The organism is Amycolatopsis aidingensis (assembly GCF_018885265.1).
Classification (GTDB): domain Bacteria; phylum Actinomycetota; class Actinomycetes; order Mycobacteriales; family Pseudonocardiaceae; genus Amycolatopsis; species Amycolatopsis aidingensis.
Genome location: NZ_CP076538.1, coordinates 5132892 through 5149792, shown reverse-complemented (window position 1 = coordinate 5149792; position 16901 = coordinate 5132892). Strand labels below are relative to the sequence as shown.

15 protein-coding genes are annotated in these 16901 nt (G+C 73.5%); 2 read left to right on the top strand and 13 right to left on the bottom strand.

Annotated features, from left to right (window positions below):
- Positions 1-6: 6 nt before the first annotated feature.
- Positions 7-1788, bottom strand: a complete 1782-nt coding sequence (locus tag KOI47_RS23535) for an AfsR/SARP family transcriptional regulator (RefSeq protein ID WP_216217495.1) — start codon at positions 1786-1788, stop codon at positions 7-9.
- A gap of 692 nt (positions 1789-2480) precedes the next feature.
- Here KOI47_RS23535 and KOI47_RS23530 point away from each other — a divergent pair.
- Positions 2481-2951 carry a hypothetical protein gene (locus tag KOI47_RS23530; RefSeq protein ID WP_216207432.1) on the top strand — a complete coding sequence of 157 codons (471 nt, stop codon included), beginning with the start codon at positions 2481-2483 and terminating at the stop codon, positions 2949-2951.
- 65 nt (positions 2952-3016) lie between these two features.
- On the opposite strand, the gene KOI47_RS23525 is transcribed toward KOI47_RS23530, so the two are convergent.
- Positions 3017-4027 (bottom strand): ArsR/SmtB family transcription factor, encoded by a 1011-nt coding sequence (locus tag KOI47_RS23525; RefSeq protein WP_216207429.1) that lies wholly within the window; start codon positions 4025-4027, stop codon positions 3017-3019.
- A 237-nt stretch (positions 4028-4264) separates the two neighbouring features.
- On the opposite strand from KOI47_RS23525, the gene KOI47_RS23520 reads away from it, so the two are divergent.
- Positions 4265-5170: a universal stress protein gene (locus KOI47_RS23520; protein WP_216207426.1), complete on the top strand. Its 906-nt coding sequence runs from the start codon at positions 4265-4267 to the stop codon at positions 5168-5170.
- A gap of 25 nt (positions 5171-5195) precedes the next feature.
- Here the strand turns inward: KOI47_RS23520 and KOI47_RS36520 are convergent, their stop codons facing one another.
- From KOI47_RS36520 to KOI47_RS23470, 11 genes are read right to left on the bottom strand one after another with little or no spacing between them, the layout of a single operon-like run.
- Positions 5196-6134 (bottom strand): sensor histidine kinase, encoded by a 939-nt coding sequence (locus KOI47_RS36520; RefSeq protein WP_408629844.1) that lies wholly within the window; start codon positions 6132-6134, stop codon positions 5196-5198.
- Positions 6119-6919: a GAF domain-containing protein gene (locus tag KOI47_RS36515; RefSeq protein WP_408629843.1), complete on the bottom strand. Its 801-nt coding sequence runs from the start codon at positions 6917-6919 to the stop codon at positions 6119-6121. Before KOI47_RS36515 ends, KOI47_RS36520 begins: the two co-directional genes overlap by 16 nt.
- A 53-nt stretch (positions 6920-6972) precedes the next feature.
- On the bottom strand, positions 6973-7776 hold the full coding sequence (locus KOI47_RS23510) for a nucleotidyltransferase family protein (protein WP_216207423.1): 804 nt from the start codon (positions 7774-7776) through the stop codon (positions 6973-6975).
- Positions 7777-7780: 4 nt separating this feature from the next.
- Complete coding sequence (locus tag KOI47_RS23505; RefSeq protein WP_216207420.1) at positions 7781-9100, bottom strand: UDP-glucose dehydrogenase family protein; 1320 nt, start codon at positions 9098-9100, stop codon at positions 7781-7783.
- Positions 9097-10044 carry a glycosyltransferase family 9 protein gene (locus KOI47_RS23500; protein WP_408629842.1) on the bottom strand — a complete coding sequence of 316 codons (948 nt, stop codon included), beginning with the start codon at positions 10042-10044 and terminating at the stop codon, positions 9097-9099. Before KOI47_RS23500 ends, KOI47_RS23505 begins: the two co-directional genes overlap by 4 nt.
- Entirely contained in the window at positions 10041-10739 is a 699-nt protein-coding gene (locus tag KOI47_RS23495; protein ID WP_216207414.1) for an SDR family oxidoreductase, read from the bottom strand. Before KOI47_RS23495 ends, KOI47_RS23500 begins: the two co-directional genes overlap by 4 nt.
- A 19-nt stretch (positions 10740-10758) precedes the next feature.
- Entirely contained in the window at positions 10759-12147 is a 1389-nt protein-coding gene (locus KOI47_RS23490) for a PfkB family carbohydrate kinase (protein ID WP_216207412.1), read from the bottom strand.
- Entirely contained in the window at positions 12144-12707 is a 564-nt protein-coding gene (locus KOI47_RS23485) for a D-sedoheptulose-7-phosphate isomerase (protein ID WP_216207409.1), read from the bottom strand. The genes KOI47_RS23490 and KOI47_RS23485 overlap by 4 nt, the downstream gene beginning before the upstream one ends.
- Complete coding sequence (locus KOI47_RS23480; RefSeq protein ID WP_216207407.1) at positions 12704-13744, bottom strand: glycosyltransferase family 9 protein; 1041 nt, start codon at positions 13742-13744, stop codon at positions 12704-12706. The genes KOI47_RS23485 and KOI47_RS23480 overlap by 4 nt, the downstream gene beginning before the upstream one ends.
- Complete coding sequence (locus KOI47_RS23475) at positions 13741-15240, bottom strand: HAD-IIIA family hydrolase (protein ID WP_216207404.1); 1500 nt, start codon at positions 15238-15240, stop codon at positions 13741-13743. Before KOI47_RS23475 ends, KOI47_RS23480 begins: the two co-directional genes overlap by 4 nt.
- Positions 15237-16862, bottom strand: a complete 1626-nt coding sequence (locus tag KOI47_RS23470; RefSeq protein WP_216207402.1) for a carbamoyltransferase family protein — start codon at positions 16860-16862, stop codon at positions 15237-15239. Before KOI47_RS23470 ends, KOI47_RS23475 begins: the two co-directional genes overlap by 4 nt.
- Positions 16863-16901 lie beyond the last annotated feature (39 nt).

Here is a 16901-nt window from a genome sequence, read left to right as displayed (position 1 = left end):
TTCGGGTCATGGGCCTGCGGTGGCCAGTTCGGCCGCGTAGGCATGGGGCAGGCTGGGCAGCCGGTAGCGGGTCCCGCCCTCGGCGTCGGAACCCGCCGGTTCCAGCAGGTGCGCGTCGACAAGACGCTCGAGCACGTCGTCGGCGTCCGGTGCGGGGCAGCTCAGCAGCGTCTCCGCGGTCCAGCAGGTCAGTTCCGGGGTGGGCAGCTCGCCCAGTGCCCGGTACAGATGCGCGGCCGCGGGGTCCAGCCTGCGCGCGCTGGCGGCCAGCCCGTCGCGCAGCCGCTGCCCCGCGCCGCCCAGCCCGGCCAGCCGGTGCCGCGGCCGGCACAGCTCACGCACCATCCTCGGTACGTCCCAGTGCGGCTTGCTGGCCAGATGCGCGGCGGCCGCCAGCAGCGCCCCCGGCAGCCGCCCGCACAGCTCGACCAGCTGGGTCACCGCGTCGGGTTCCCGCGCGATCCTGGCCTCGCCGACGATCCCGCGCACCAGCGCCACGGCCTCGTCCGCACGCAGGCTGTCCAGCCGCAGCGGCACGGTCCCGCAGCGGGCCACCAGCTCGCGCAGTGGGTCGCGGGAGGTCACCAGTACCTGGCAGCTAGCGGTGTTCGGCAGCAACGGCCACACCTGCGCGGCGTCCCTTGCGTCGTCCAGCACCAGCAGCATCCGCCTGCGAGCCAGCATCGTGCGGAACAGCCCGGCCCGTTCGGCTGGGCGCGGCACCTGGTCCGCGGGCACCCCGAGGGCACGCAGCAGCCGGGCCAGCACCGCACTCGGGTCGGCAGGCGCGCGATGCGGATCGTGCCCGTGCAGGTCCACGAACAGCTGGCCGTCCGGGAACCGGTCGGCCCGGTGCTGCCCCCACCACACCGCCAGCGCGGTCTTGCCCACCCCGACGCCGCCCACCAGCAACCCCAGCGGTGGCGCGCCGCCCGGCCCGCCGCAGGCCGCCAGCCGGTCCAGTGCCGCCAGCTCCCCGGCCCGCCCGGTGAACGCCTGCGTGGCGGCGGGCAACTGGGCCGGGGGCCGCTGGGCGGGCGGGCTCTCCTCGTCGCGCAGGATGCGTTCGTGCAACCGCCGTAACTGCACGCTCGGTTCCAGGCCCAGCTCCTCGACCCACCGGCGGCGGCAGCGGGCGAAGGTCTCCAGTGCCGCTACCCGCCGCCCGGACCGGTACTGCGCCGTCATCAGCGAGCCGTGCAGCCGGTCCCGCAGCGGGTACTTCTCAACCGCCGCGGCCAGCCCGGTGACCAGCGAGCGATGCTCGCCCAGCTCCAGCCGCAGCTCGACCTGCTCCTCATAGGCGGTCAGCAGGCTCTCCTCGATCAGTTCGGCCGCCTCTTCCAGGGCGAGCCCGGTGACATTGGACAGCACCGGGCCACGCCGCAGGGCCAGTGCCGAGCCGAAGCAGCGCACGGCCTCGGCGGCCCGGTTCTGCCGCGCCTCCGCCCGTGCCCTGGTCACCAGCTCCTCGAACACCAGGGTGTCCACCCGGTGCCCTTCCGGGCGCAGCACATACCCTGGTGCGGCGGTCTCGATCACCTCTCCCCGCACCCCGTGCGCCCGGAACGCCTTGCGCAGCGCGGACACGCAGATCGCCACCTGGGTCCGGCTGGTCGAGGGCCGCGATGCGCCCCAGACGGTCTCGGCCAGCTTGTCCACCGACACCACCCGGCCGGCATTCAGCAGCAGCATGGTCAGCACCACGCGTTGCCGTAGCCCGCCGATCGGCACCGGCTCCGCCTGCGCGAGCACCTCCAGTGGGCCGAGCAGGCGGAACTCCAACATCTCGTCCACGCCATCCCCCAGATCACGGTCCTGTCGCTCACCACACGGGTTCGTCGGGGTCCAGGACGCCGTCATCAACTTGCTGGGCTCGGCACGGGTCCGGCGTTCCCACTCCGGCCCGCCGAGCGGCAGCCATATGGAAAGGATGACGGAAACATGTGGGTATTGGTTACCTTCCCACCGGAAAATACTCCCAATGGACCCAACGTCACCACCCGAATGGAGGTAGGGGCCAACATTTTCCCATAACCGAGCGGCCCGATGAAGGCACCCTCTTTTGGCGGGTTTCCCGTTGGGCAATCGTCTGGTAATGCCCCGCGGGGTCGGTGATCTCAATCACGTGTTCGGTTGGGAGCTGCATGCCCTGGCCTGGTAGCTGAGCTGCGGTAACGGGTTTGTAAGCGAAACTTTTCGATTATTCCGTCTGGTCTGGGTAGCGAGTTACCGGTGCGTGGCCGGTGGTTTTCGTTCTGGTGCAAAAGCTTTCCAGATCGGCGGGTTCTTCGGCAGGCTCGGCTGGGCCGCCCGGAACCGGTAGCCGAATTGCGAGAAAGAACACCCTTCTGGGGGAGGGGGCTCCTGTCCCCTCCGGGGTGCACGGTGAATCCGGGCCGGCCGACGAGCGGTTTCACCGCCGTCCACCCGCACCGCCGAAGCAGGCGGTGCGGGAAGCCGACGAATGGAGGAAACAGATGCGTAAGGGCCGAGCACTACTGCTGACCCTGTCGATGGCCATCGCCGCGCTGATCGGCGCCGGCCTGCCGGGCACCGCGGTGGCCGCGGAGACCGCCACACCCGCGAGCGGCGCGGCGGTGGCCGAGTTCGAGCGGAACTTCGCGGTGGCAGGCAACCTGCCGTCGCGTTCGGAGCTGACCTGTCATTCGGTGCCCGCGGTCGAGATCTGCTACCAGGCATACGGGGACCGCTGGTGGGTCCAGGACCAGCTGGGCGACGGCGCCTCCGCGGTCGTCAAGTGGGAGAACTTCCGTAACGGCAGCCTGTACCGGCACGGGATGTGCGTGAACAGCCTTGGCAAGGGCAAATGGGGCCAGTGCAACAAGAACTACTACGAGAACAGCGTGCTGAACGGGTTCCCGTGCACCTGGGACCGTAGCTCGAACGAGAACCTGCTGTGCAACTCGCGGGGCTGGAACTTCCAGTAACCGGTAAGGCATCGTTCCGGCCGTCCGCTCCGGTGCGGGCGGCCGGAACCCGGTCGGGTGCCGGTTCACGGTTGCCCGGTTGCCCCCGTGCCGTGCTGCCCCGGCCCGCTCAGCAGGTCGATGCCAAGCGGGGTGGCGTGATGCAGCACCGTCGGGCCGTGCCGGGTGCTGCTGACCAGGCCCGCTTCCCGGAGCACCCCGGCGTGCTTGCTGGCGGATCCCACGGTGATGCCTGCCTGCCGGGCGAGTTCACTGGTGGTGCGGGAGGCGGTAAGCAGCGCGAGGCAGCGGGCGCGGGTCCGGCCCAGCAGTGCCACCAGCCGGTCCGAGCGGTCCGGTAGCCGCCCGGCCGGATGCGCTTGCTGTGCCTGGTAGACCAGCGCCGGGGGCAGCTCGGGGTCCAGCCAGGTCACCGGATTGCCCCAGCAGAAGTAGGAGGGCAGCAGCCGTAGCCCCCGGCCCCCGAGATACACCGTGCGGTCCTCCGGATACCGGGTCTCCAGCACTCGCCCGTCCCAGCGCAGCACGCCGGGAATGTCGCCGAGCAAGGCCCCCACCCCCTGGCCGGTGAGCAGCCGGGCCCTGGCGGCGTGCTCGGCACCGACCACGCCGCGCACCGCGGACCAGCGGGGTGCCACCAGCGTCGCGTATCCCTGGCGGACCGTGGTGATCAGCTCGGCGCGGTCCTCCCGGTGCCCCGCGGCCAGCTTGCGCAGCCACCCCGGTGCGGTACCTCCGGGGAAGGTGGCGAGCAGGTCCCTGCGCAGCTGGCGACTCGGGGTCCGCGCCAGCAGTTCGCAGCCTGTGCCCAGTTCGGTGACCGGAACCGAAGGGGTCAGGAAGTCCGGGGCGTTCGCACCGGGTAGCAACTGGCACAGCCTGGCCACGGCCCACCGTGCCCGCTCCTGGGTGGTCAGCAGGTCCGCGACCTCGGCCCGCCAGGAACCGTAGGCGGCCGGGCAGGCGCCTGCCTGCCAGCGGTACAGCCCCAGCAGCAGCTCCCACATCGGGTCGGGGGCCGACTCCAGCCGCACTCGTGCCAGGTCCTCCCGCTCGAACACCATCTGCAATACCACGCTCGCTCCTCACCGCCGCCGCATCTTGATCACTCCATCGACGTTATCGGGGTTTTCCGCTTCCCGGTTGGGAGTGTTCGCACTCTCACTCTTCATTTGTCCTTTGTGGATGATCGATTGAGGGTCGAAAGTCCCTCCTTCCGATGACCGAGGACCGGCGCACGGCCGGGGCGGCGCTTCGTAGTGTCCAGGCAACGAAACAGCGCGGCGAGATGCCCGGAAGAAGGCGAGCAGGAGATGAGTGATGTGACGTCCGGCGGCGGGATCGTCGTCGGTGTGGATGGATCGGCGGCGGCCACCCAGGCGGTGCGCTGGGCGGCGGAGACGGCGGCGCAGCGAAGGTCTCGGCTGCGGCCCGCCTATGCGCTGACCCTGTCCGTGGGCTACCACGGCGGCGGCCTCGCGCTGCCGCGCGAGTTCTTCGCGGCGCTGGAACAGCAGAGCGAGCGGATTCTGCGCGAAGCGGCCGAGACCGCCGCCGCGGTGAGTCCCGGTATCGAGGTGGACCCGGTGCTGTTGCGGGAACCGGTGATCCCCTCGTTGCTCGAGCTTTCCCAGCAGGCCCGGATGCTGGTGCTGGGGGGTTCGGGCGGGGGCGGGTTCCCCGGGATGCGGCTGGGCTCCACCGCGGTGGCGCTGACCGGGCACGCGCACTGCCCGGTCGCGGTCGTGCGTGGCCGGGACGGCGGCGCGGAGGTGCCCGCGGAGGGACCCGTGGTGGTGGGGATCGACGGCAGCCCGGTCAGCGAACGGGCGGTCGCGGTCGCGTTCGAGGAGGCATCCTGGCGGGGTGCTCCGCTGGTGGCGGTGCACGCCTGGCTGGACGGTGACTACGACACCGTGTTCAGCCCGGCGCGGTTCTACTCGACCTGGGAGTCGGTGGAGGAGGCTGAGCAGCGGGCGCTGGCCGAGCGGCTGGCTGGCTGGCAGGAGAAGTACCCGGAGGTGGAGGTGCGCCGGGTGGTGGCAAGGGACCGGCCCCGGCACCAGCTGCTGGAATGGTCCGCACGGGCGCGGTTGCTGGTGGTGGGATGCCGCGGGCGGGGCGGGCTGCCCGGCCTGGTGCTCGGCTCCACCAGCCAGGCCATGGTGCACCACGCCGAGTGCCCGGTTCTGGTCGTGCGGCCGGACCCTGCCGACTGACCGCCGGACGCGGCCGCCGCCGGGCTCAGCTGACCGGAGCGCTCCAGGTGAGCCGGGTACCACCCTCGGGTCCGGCGGCGAGGGACATCGTCCCGCCCGCCTGCTGGGCACGGTCGGCCAGATTGTGCAGCCCGCTACGGGCGACGGAGTCCGGCAGGCCGACGCCGTCGTCGGTGACGTCGATGACGAGGTCGTCGGCGACGGACACGGTGACGGTGACCGTGCCGGCCCGCGCGTGCCGGACGGTGTTGGCCAGTGCCTCGCGTACCACGGCCTCGGCGTGCTCGCCCAGCCCGGCCGAGATGACACCGAGGGGGCCGGACATGCGCACGGTGGTCTGCAGGGCGCTTTCGGCGGTGAGCTCGGCGATCGTGTCGTGCAGCCGTTTGCGCAGCTGGGTGGTGCCGGAGTCGTTGTGCAGGTCGAAGATGGCGGAGCGGATCTCGCCGATGATGCTCTGGGCGTCCTCGACCAGCGTGCTGAGCCGTTGTTGCAGTTCGGGGTTGCGCACGCGCTGGCGGGCGCTTTGCAGGCCGAGGCCGAGGGCGAAGAGGCGTTGGATGACGTGGTCGTGCAGGTCGCGGGCGATGCGGTCGCGGTCGCCGAGTACCTGTAGTTCGTGCAGCCTGCGCTGGTCGTCGGCCAGTTGCAGGGCGAGTGCGGCCTGTTCGGCGAAGGCGGCGGCCAGCGGTAGTTGCTCCGGGGTGAAGGCGGGTTCGCCCGGTCTGCGGATGACGACCAGTACTCCGAAGACCGATTCGGCTGAGGAGCGCAGGGGTAGCACCAGTGCCGGGCCGAACGCCAGGTTGGTGCCCTCGGTGAGTGGGTGGGCCAGTTCGGTGACGCGGCGGGGTGTGGTGTCGCGGAAGGTGGTGCCGGAGGTGGATTCACCGACCGGGATGCGGGTGCCCTCCAGGTCGGTGGCATCGGGTCCGGCGCTGACGGCCACTACGAGTTCGGCCACCTCGGGGCGGGTTGTTCGGGGTCTTCCGGGAGCGCCACGAAGGAGTAGTCGGCTGCGGTGAGGGCGAGGGCGCGGTTGGCGATGAGGTGCAGGACGTCGGTGGTGTGGGCGGCGGCGAGGAGTTCGGCGCGGATCTCGCTGGTGGCCTCCTGCCATTGCTGGCGTAGCCGGGCCTCCTCGTACAGGCGGGCGTTTTCCACCGCGATCCCGGCCGCGGCGGCCAGCGCCTGTACCACTACCTCGTCGTCCTCGGTGAAGGCCTGCCCGCCGTTCTTTTCGGTGAGGTAGAGGTTGCCGAAGACCTGGTCGCGCACGCGCACCGGGACGCCGAGGAAGCTGTGCATCGGCGGGTGGTGTGCCGGGAACCCGGCCGAGGCCGGATGGTCGGAGATCTCGTCCAGCCGGATCGGTTTGGGCTGCTGGATGAGCAGGCCGAGCAGGCCGTGCCCTTCGGGCAGGTCCCCGATCTGCTGCCGGGTGTGCTCGTCGATGCCCTCGTAGACGAACTCGGCCAGCCCCTCCCCGTCCGGGGCCAGCACCCCCAGCGCCCCGTAGCGGCAGTCCACCAGCTCGATCGCGGCATGCACGATCCGGCGCAGGGTCGCATCCAGCTCCAGGCCGGAGGACACGGCGAGCATGGCGTCCAGCAACCCTTCCATCTGGTCGCGGGCGCCGACCAGCTGCTCCACGCTGTCCTGCACCTCGCGCAGCAGCTCGCGCAGCCGCAACTGGGACAGGGTGCCCCGCAGGGACGCGGCCTGTTGCTGGTCCTCCCGTTCTGCCATGCGCCCAGCCTGGCACCACCGGCAGGTCAAGCCAAGCCGGGGGCGTACCTCACTCAGGGGCGGGGCGTCTTCGCTCCGTGCACCGCCGTGTATTCGGCGGCGAGCCAGGGGCCGAGCTCGTCGAGGAGCGTGCCGAGTACCGCCGGTTCGGGGGTGGGGGTGCGGCCGGTGAGCGCGGCCATGCGCATGTGTCCGAGGCGCTCGGGGTAGTAGTGGCCGAAGAGCTCGGTGGACTCGTCGAGGTCGCTGGTCCAGCCACCCCAGCGAGGCATGACCAGGGTGAAGCCGGTGCGGACGATGCGGCCCGCCGAACGGCCGAGGGCCTTGCGTTCGCCGTCGGTACCGGCCTCCGCCGCACGGGCACGCCAGCGCGGGAGCAGAAGACCGAGGTCTCCGTTCGTTTCCCTGGCGAGCAGGGAGGTGGGGCGATATCGGGGCAGCTCTCGGGCGAGGTCTTCACCGAGCAGCGGGGTGCACAGGCAGGCGACGAAGAAGCCGCCGTCGTGCCGCTCGAGGTCGCTGAGCAGAGCGCGGACGCTGGACAGCGCGACACCGGCGCCGTCGATCTGGGCAAACGCGCGGTCGAGCGCTACCTCGATCTTTCGTGCGTCGGCGCGGTCGGCTTCGGTGGGCTCCTCGTGCAGGGCGAGCAGCGCGTCGAAGTCGGAGCGGCCGGGGATGGCGGTGCCACGCGGGATGCTGCCGTAGAGGTAGGCACTGTGCAGTCGTCCGCAGGCGAAGGTCTCGGTGATCCGAGCGCGGGCAGCGGCAACGACCGGAGCGAACGCCGCCGGTACCCGGTCCAGGGCGCCTTCGCGGGCGATCGTTCCATCCGGCGCCAGCCCTCGCTCGTCCACCGGGTCAGTCTGCCGGTCTCGGCGCCTTGCCGCCGAGCCGTACCTGCGCGAATCCGGCGCGGGCGAGCCGGTCGGTATCGAGCAGGTTGCGGGTGTCCACGACGAGCGCCCGCTCGGTGGTCGCGGCCAGCCGGGCCCAGTCCAGTTCGCGGAACTGGGGCCACTCGGTGAGCAGCACGATCCCGGCGGCGTCCTTGCCGACCAGGTACGGGTCGTCGGCCACCTGGACCGGGGCGAGGCGCGCGGCCTCGGTGGCCGCCACCTCGGGGTCATAGCCGGTGACCGTGGCACCCCGTTCGGCCAGCCCATGGGCGATCGCCAGCGCGGGGGAGTGCCGCAGGTCGTCGGTGCCCGCCTTGAAGGTGAGCCCGAGCACGCCGATCCGGAGTCCGGCGAGCGACCCGTCCGGACGCCCGGTGACGGCCCGGCACACCTTGCCGAGGATCCGTTCCCGCTGCGCCTCGTTCGCCAGCACCGCCGCCCGCACCACGCTCAGGGCGCCACCCGACTCCGGCGCCGAGCGCAGCAGCGCGCGGGTGTCCTTCGGCAGGCAGGAACCGCCCCAGCCGGGGCCAGGGGCCAGGAACGCGGTTCCGATCCGTGCGTCGAGTCCCATCACCCTGCCGACCTCGGTGATATCCGCCCCGAGGCGCTCGCACAGCTCGGCGAGCTCGTTCATGTACGACAGTTTCACCGCGAGGAAAGCGTTGCTGGCGTACTTCGCCAGTTCGGCACTCGCCGGATCGGTCCGCAGTACCGGGGCGTCCACCCCGGCGTACAGCGCGGCGACCCGCTCGGCGGCGCCCGCGTCCTCCGCACCGATCACGATCCGGCTGGGGCGCAGGAAATCCCGCACGGCGTGTCCCTCGCGGAGAAACTCCGGATTGCTCACCAGCCGCACGTCCGGCCGGGCCAGCATGCGAGCCGCCCGCCGCGCGGTGCCGACCGGCACGGTCGACTTGGTGACCAGCACGCACTCCCTGGCCAGCACCCCGGACAACGTGACCAGCTCCGCCTCCAGCGCCCCCAGGTCGGCGTCCCCGTCGGCACCCATCGGCGTCGGCAGGCAGAGGAACACGATGCCCGCGCGGCGAAGCCGCCGCACCTCGGTGGTGAAGGACAGGGTCGCCGCGGCCAGGCCCGCGCGCACCAGCTCGGTCAGGCCGGGCTCGCTGATCGGCACCTCGCCGTCCCGCAGGCGCCGCGCCTTCCGCGCATCGGCTTCCACGCAGACCACCCGGTGCCCGAGGTGGGCGAGGCAGGCGGCCGTGGTCAGCCCGACGTAACCGGCGCCGACCACCCCGACCGCGGGTGCGCCGGTCATGGCGTCCCCGCCCCGACGCCGAGCCTGCGCACCCCGGCCAGCACGTCCGCAACGGTCAGCCGCAGCAGCCCGGGATCCGGCCGGTCGGCGAACGGATCGCCCTGATCGCCGGACCACAACGCCACGTGTTCGTGCGCGTCGGGCGGCGGGCCCCAGCGCGCAGGCGAGGTCGGCCCGAACAGCAGCACCGAGGGGGTCGCGAAGGCGGTGGCGAGATGGCCGACCCCGGTGTCCCCGCACACCACCAGGCGGGCACCGGCCACCAGCGCGGCGAGCTCGGCCAGCCCGGTGCGGCCGGCGAGCACCGCCGCCTCGCCCAGCCCGGCCGAGGCGGCCACCTCCGCGGCGAGGTCGCGTTCCGCGGCGCCGCCGGTGAGCACCACCCGATGGCCCTCCGCCCCGAGTTCCGCCGCCACCCGCGCGTAGTGCTCGGCGGGCCAGCGGCGGGCGGGGTAGGCCGCGCCGGGATGCACGACGATCGCGCCCGGTGCCGGACTCGGCCCCGGTGGCGGCGGCAGCCGGAAGTCGGCCGGATCGGCCGGAATCCCGTGCCACTCCAGCAGACCGCACCACCGGCGCACCTCGTGCACCTCCTCGTCCCAGCCGGGGCCTTCGATCTCGGGGCAGGCGGAGTTCCGGTGGCTGATCAGCCACTGCGGCCGGACCGCGGTCAGGTCGGCGATGCTCTCCGGGCCGCTGCCGTGCAGGTTCACCGCGACCCGCGGCGGATCACCCGGCCAGTCCAGCGCGCCGAGCCCCGGCGTTGGCAGTAGCTCGTCCACGGCCTCGACCAGCTCGGCCACCTCCCGCAGTTGCTCCGGAGCGGCGAGCACGATCCGGTCGTCCGGGAAGGCCGCGCGCAGCCCCCGCAGCGCGGGCACGACCACGAGCAGGTCGCCAAGCCCCAGTGCGCGCAGCGCGAGCACGGCCGGCGCGCGGCTCACGGCCACGACCCTTCCCTGGAGCAGCACACCACCAGCTCCCTGACCTCGCTGCCGGGCGGCTGGCCCAGCGCGAACAGCACCGTCCTGGCGACGTGCCCCGGCTGGTTCAGCTCGGCGTCCGCGGGCGGCCGGTACTGCTCCTCCCGGTCGTCGAAGAAATGCGTGTCCATCCCGCCGGGGACCAGCATGGTCACCCCGACCTCGCCCGCCGTCTCCGCGGCCAGCGCCCTGGTGAACCCGACGACCCCGTGCTTGGCTGCGCAGTAGGCCGTCGCGTCGCCGACGGCCCGCAGTCCCAGGGTGGAGGCGCAGGTCACCACGGTGCCACGGGATCGCCGCAGGAACGGCAACGCGGCCCGCACCACCGCCGCCGTGCCGAGCAGGTTGACCTGCACCACCCGTTCCCAGTCCTTGGCCGGTACGGCGTCCAGCGCGCCGCAGGCGTCCACGCCCGCAGCGGTGAACACGGCGTCGATCCGGCCGCCGGCCTGCTCGGCCAGCTCACCGACCGCCGCCTCGGCGGCACCGGTTTCGGACACGTCGGCCAGCACATGCCGCACCGGCTCGGCTGGCGGGGCCCGGTCGATCACCAGTGGCAGGCCGCCCGCCTCGCGCACCGCCGCCACCGTGGCCGCACCGAGGCCGGAGGCGCCGCCGGTGACCAAGACATTGCCGGGATACCTCGGGAGGTTCATCGCGCTCCTTTCGCGAACGTCAGCCGTGCTCGCCGGCCGTGGCCAGCAGCCCGGTGGTGGAGTACCCGCCGACCAGCGGCACGAGCACGACCTCACCGCCGTGCCTGCGCAGCACCGCCGCCTCGGGCAGCTCGCTGCCGGTGTAGTCCCCGCCCTTGACCCAGAAGTCCGGGCGCAGGCGGTCCAGCAGCGCGGCGGGGGATGGCTCGTCGAACACCACCACCGCGTCCACCGACTCCAGCTCGGCCAGCAGACGTGCCCGGTCGGCCGCGGGCACGATCGGCCTGCCGGGCCCCTTCAGCCGCCGCACCGAGTCGTCGGAGTTCACGCAGACCACCAGCGCGTCGCCCAGCGCCCGCGCCCGCCGGAGCAGGCCGAGATGCCCGGGGTGCAGCAGGTCGAAACAGCCGCCGGTGGCGACCACCCTGCCCCCGGCATGGCGAACCCGGTCCACCAGCTCGAATGCGGTCTCGCCGCGCGGAGCCTGCCCGGCGGGTGCGGTCCCGTGCGGTCCGCCGTCGGCGCGCACCGAGAGCGCGGCCGCGCCGCCCGCGCCGACGAACCGGGCCGCGGCGCCGACCGCCGCGGCGACGGCTTCGCTGAGACTCTGCCCTTCGAGCAGGGCCGCGGCGGCCGCAGCGGCGAACCGGTCGCCAGCACCGCAGGTATCGGTGCGCGCCGGAGCGGCCACGGTGGCGTCGGCAGGCACCGGCACCCGCCGGGCGGCGCCGCCACCCGGCCCGGCGAGCAGGGCACCGCGGGCTCCCTGGGTGACCGCGACGGCCGCGCAGGACCACCGGTGGCGCAGTGCCCTGGCCTGGTCCGCCTCGGCGGGCGCGAATCCCGCGGCCTCGGACTCGTTCGGGGTGGCCAGCCGCGCGCCCCGCACCGGGGCGGAGCCGCGCGGATGCGGGTCCCACACCACCGGGGTCCTTGGCGCGATCTCGGTGAGCAGCCGCCGGATCTCCGGATGCGCCGCTACGCCCCGCCCGTAGTCGGCCACCAGCACCGCACCCGCCGTGCGCAGGGCGAGTTCGAGCCCGGGCACCGGCGCCCGCTCGGCGGCCCGCCCCTGCCCGTGGTCCAGCCGTAGCATCGACTGGCCCGCCGCGCGCGCCCTGGTCTTGCATACCGTGCCGCCCGCCAGCGGCAGCGGTAGCAGCTCGACCTCCCCGCGGAGCAACTCGCCGAGCCGGGTGCCCGCGGCGTCCGTCCCGAGTGCGGTCACCAGCACCACCCTGGTCGCCGACCGGGCGGCCAGCAGCGCGGCCAGGCCCGCCCCACCCGGTCGTTGCCAGGTCTGGTGCACCTCCAGCACCGGCACCGGTGCCTCCGGGCACAGCCGCTCGGCGCTGCCCTCCAGGTCCACGTCCAGGAAGGTGTCGCCGAGCACCACCAGCGGCCTCATGTCGGCACCCCCAGTGACTCGTCCAGCGCCGCGCACAGGGCGTGCACGAACGCCAGGTGCACCTCCTGCACCGTCGCGACGCTGGGCGCGTCCACCACCAGCGCGTCGTCGCACACCGCGGCCAGCCGGTTCGGCGCGGGCCCGGTGAGTGCCCAGGTGGTCAGGCCGAGCTCGCGCGCGGTCTTGGCCGCCGCGACCACGTTCTGGCTGCGGCCACTGGTGGACAGCGCGATCAGCACATCGCCCCGCCTGCCGTGCGCGCGGACCTGGCGGGCGAACAGCTCGTGCTCGCCGTAGTCGTTGACGATCGCGGTGCCCGCCGAGGTGTCGGCATGCAGGGCGATCGCCGACAGCGGCTGCCGGTCGCTGAGGAACCGGCCGACCAGCTCCCCGCTCAGATGCTGGGCCTCGGCGGCGCTGCCGCCGTTGCCACAGGTGAGCAGCCTGCCCTCGGTACTGAGCGCGCGGGCCAGCTGCCGTCCCCACGCGCGGATTCTGGGCGCCGCCGCCTGGGCGTGGTCGAGCGCCGTACACAACGCGACGAAGTGTTGTTCGATCACGACACACCTCCTGTCCGGCGGTTGCGGTGCCCGCCTGTGCTGAGCTGTCCTACCGCCGCGAGCACCTGCCCCGGCGTGACCGACTCGAGGCAGGGATGCCCCGGCACCGGGCAGTCCCGTGCCCGGGAGTCCCTGCAGGCGGCGTCCTGGTTCCCGAGCAGTACGGTCGGCACGCCGTAGGGCGCCCACCGCGCCGCCGGGACCACCGGCGCGAACAGCGAGACCACCGGGGTGCCGACGGCGGCCGCCAGGTGGGCCGGGCCGGTGTTCGGGGCCACCACGGCGCTCGCCCGGTCCAGGACCGCGGCCAGTTCCGGAAGATCGGTGCGACCGCCCAGATCACGGGCGTTGTCCATGGCGACCTGTGCGGTCAGCCGCCGCTCCGCCGGGGCGCCGGTCACCACCACCCGGTATCCGGCCGCGGCCAGCGCCCGCACATGTCCGGCCCACCGGCTCGCCGACGGCTGCCGCGCGGGCACCGACGCCCCGGGATGCACGGCCACGTAGCCGGGTTCGCCGGTGAGGTCGCCGGTCTCGGGCAGCGGCCGCCGCACGGCGAGCCTGCCGCCGTCCCCTGGCGCCGGGAAGCCTGCCGCCCTTGCCAGGGACAGCGCACGTTCCGGCTCGGGCGGGTCGCCATCCACCCGGTGCCGCAGGTCCAGCAGCGAACCGGGGTAGTCCGGGGAGATCGCGCCGATCCACGGCACCCCGGCCAGCCGCAGCAGCAGCGCGAGTGGCAGCGGGGACTGGTGGAAGGAGGTCAGGATCAGGGCCGCGTCCGGGCGGGCGGCACTCACCTGCCGCACCAGCGAGTCCACCGCTTCCCCGGTGAGCGCGGGCGGTTCCGGGTCGATCCACGGCGCGCACCACTCGATCACCTGGTGCACACCGGGGAGCAGGTCCGCCGCCGCGCGGCCACGCGGGCCCACCAGCAGCGTGACCGCCCCGGCCCGTGCCGCGACCGCCCGCACGCACGGCCCCGCGAGGAGTACATCTCCCGCGTTGTCCAGCCGGGCCACCAGTACGCGTGCCGTCATCGCACACCCGCCAACCGCACGGCATGGGCCAGATCCCGTGCCACCAGGGCGTTCCGCCGTGCCCACCGGGTCTCCGCACCGCGGGTGCGCTGCGTTGGCACGAGGATGCCCGCGGCACCGGCGGCCAGCGCCGCGGTGATGTCCGCGCCGGTGTCGCCGATGACCACGCACCGGCGCACCTCCACGCCCAGCGCCGCGGCCGCACGCCGGATGAGCCCGGGGCGGGGCTTGCGGCATTCGCACCGTTCGGCCTCGCCGTGCGTGCACACCTGCCAGGTGTCGAACGGGCCGAGCAACTGCTCGACCCTGGCGTTCACCGCGGCCAGCTGGTCGGTCCCGATGAGGCCGCGGGCCACGCCGGACTGGTTGCTCACCACGCCGAGCGGGACACCGGTGGCGCGCAGTGGCCGCAGGGCCGCCGCCGCGGCGGCGACCGGGCGTACCCGCTCCGGGTCGGCCAGGTACGGGACATCCACGATCAACGTGTCGTCCCGGTCGAACAGCACCGCGGCGGGTGGTTCGGGCGGGAGCATGCGGGCGCGTACCTCGCCGGCCAGCCGGTGCGCACAGGCGAGGGGTGGGATGAGCACGCTGGTCAGCGCCATCCGCGCCACCTCGCCGCGGGTACGCGGGCCGGGCAGGATGCGGCGCAGGGCGAACTCCGTGCTCGCGCAGGCCCAGAGCGCCGCCGCGGCCAGTGCGGGCCGCGACCGTCCGGCGAGCCCGAACCCGGCAGCGGCCACGGCCGCCGACGTGGTCAGCATGTGTGGCCCCAGCCGCCCCCTGCCCGCGCCGGTCCGCTGCCGCCACCGGCGCCCGTGCTTGCGGCGCAGCAGCGCATCGTCGGCGTTGCCGGCCTGGGCACGGACGCTGGCCAGCGGGCTGCCCTGGCTCATCGGGTGGATGACCTGCCGCTCGCCGAGGTCGATGCGGTAACCGGCGTCCCACACCCGCAGGGCGAGATCGGAGTCCTCCCGGTAGGCGCGCGGGAAGCGTTCGTCGAAGCCGCCGACCCTGGCGAGTGCGCCGCGCCGGTAGGCCATGTCCGCGGTGATCCACCAGGAACCGGCCAGCCCCATGGTGCGCCGCTCGTCGTCGGTGGGCCTGCGGTCCCGCGGGGCGGGCACGGTGAGGCGTGCCTGCGAGGCGCCGGTCCGTGCTCCCGCGGCCGCCAGGTCCGCGGCGAGCCGGGCGGGCCAGTCCGCCGGCACGCGGACGTCGTCGTCGAGGAAGGCGACCCACTCGGTGCCCGCGGCACGCCAGCCGGTGTTGCGGGCCGCGGCCGGGCCCCGCCCGCCGGAGCGCAGCGCCCGCACCGGGACGGTGATCTCCGGCAGGTCGAGACCTGCCCCGCCGGGGCGGTCGTCCACCACGATGATCTCGGCGGGAGGGGGTCCGGCGGCGGAGTCCAGCGCGGTCAGCAACTCGCGCAGGTTCGGCCGCCCTGCGGTGGGGATGACGATGCTGTAGTCGCCGTAGTCGCGGTGGCCACTCATCGGCGCCACACCACGAACGGTCCGATCGCCAGCAGGTCCACCGGGGCCGAGCCGAAGCACTCCAGCGCGTCCCGCGGATCGTCCACCATCGGCCTGCCCGCGGTGTTGAGGCTGGTGTTGACCACCGCGGGCAGGCCGGTGCGCGCGTCGAACTCGGCAAGCAGCCGGGCCAGCAACGGTTCGGCGGCCGCGTCCACGGTCTGGATGCGGGCCGTGCCGTCGACATGGGTGACCGCAGGGATGCGGTCGCGCCACTCGGGCCGCACGTCGTGCACGAAGAGCATGTACGGGCTGGGCAGTGGGCCACGGGTGAACAGCTCACCCGCCCGCTCGGCCGGCACCATGGGCGCGACCGGGCGGAACTGCTCGCGCCCCTTGACCTCGTTCAGCCGGTCCAGGTTCGCCGGGTGCCCGGGATGCGCGAGCAGCGACCGGTGGCCGAGTGCGCGTGGCCCGAACTCGGCCCGGCCATGGAACCAGGCGACGATCCGGTCGGCGGCGAGTGCCTCGGCCACCGTGGCCGCGATGTCGTCCGGGCGCTCGTAACCGACGTTCGCCTGGCGCAGCCAGGATTCCAGCTCCTCGTCCGTCCATTCCCGACCGAGATCGGCGCCGGGCATCGGTTCGGCGGGCTCGCCCGCCTCGGCCGCCAGTTGCAGCGCGGCGCCCAGCGCGGTGCCCGCGTCACCCGCCGCGGGTTGTACCCAGATCCGCTCGAACGGGCCTTCCGCGTGCAGCCGGGTGTTCGCCACGCAGTTCAGCGCGATGCCGCCGGCCAGTGTGAGGTCGCGCTGTCCCGTCCGTGCGTGCAGCCACGTGGCCAGTTCCAGCAGCACCTCCTCCAGCCGCTGCTGCACGCTCGCGGCGAGATCGGCATGCTCCGGCCGGAACTCCCCGCCGGGCGGCCGGGCTGCAACCAGCTCGTTCCAGTCGATCCGGTCGGTGCGGAAACCGCCGTCGCCGGTCGCGCGTATCCGATCCCGGATCCGGGCAAGGAAGCGCGGCCTGCCATAGGAGGCCAGTGCCATCACCTTGTACTCGTCGCTGGACCGCGCGAACCCGAGATGCTCGGTGACCTCCTCGTACATCAGTCCGAGCGAGTGTGGAAGCCGTTGCGTGGCAAGCTCTTCCAGCTTGCCGTCGCGGTACTCGCCTGCCAGTGCCGAGGTGCTCTCGCCACGGCCGTCAGCGGTCAGCACGGCGGTGTCGCCGAACGGGGAGGCCAGCGCGGCCGAGGCGGCGTGCGCGACGTGATGCGGGACGAAGTGGACGACACCGGGATCGAGTCCTGGCAGGGCGGTGCGCAGGAACCCGGGCGACCGCCGGGCGTAGGTCGTGCGCAGTTCCTCCCAGGACGGGTCGAGGCCGCCGAGCTGGTGGTCGACCAGTGCCGGATCGTAGGAGTACCCGACGGCGTCCAGTTCGGACGGCCGGATCCCGGCCGACTCCATGCACCACGCCGCAGCCCGCTCCGGCAGCTCCCAGGCCGAGAACGGGACCGGGCGCTTGCCGTGCTTGCGCCGGGTGAACCGTTCCTCCTCCGCGGCCGCCACGATCCGGCCGTCCACCACCAGCGCGGCGGCCGGGTCGTGGAAGACGGCGTTGATTCCGAGAATGCGCACCTTGCCTCCCTCCGGTCGGCCGGGCCGCCGTCGGCCCTT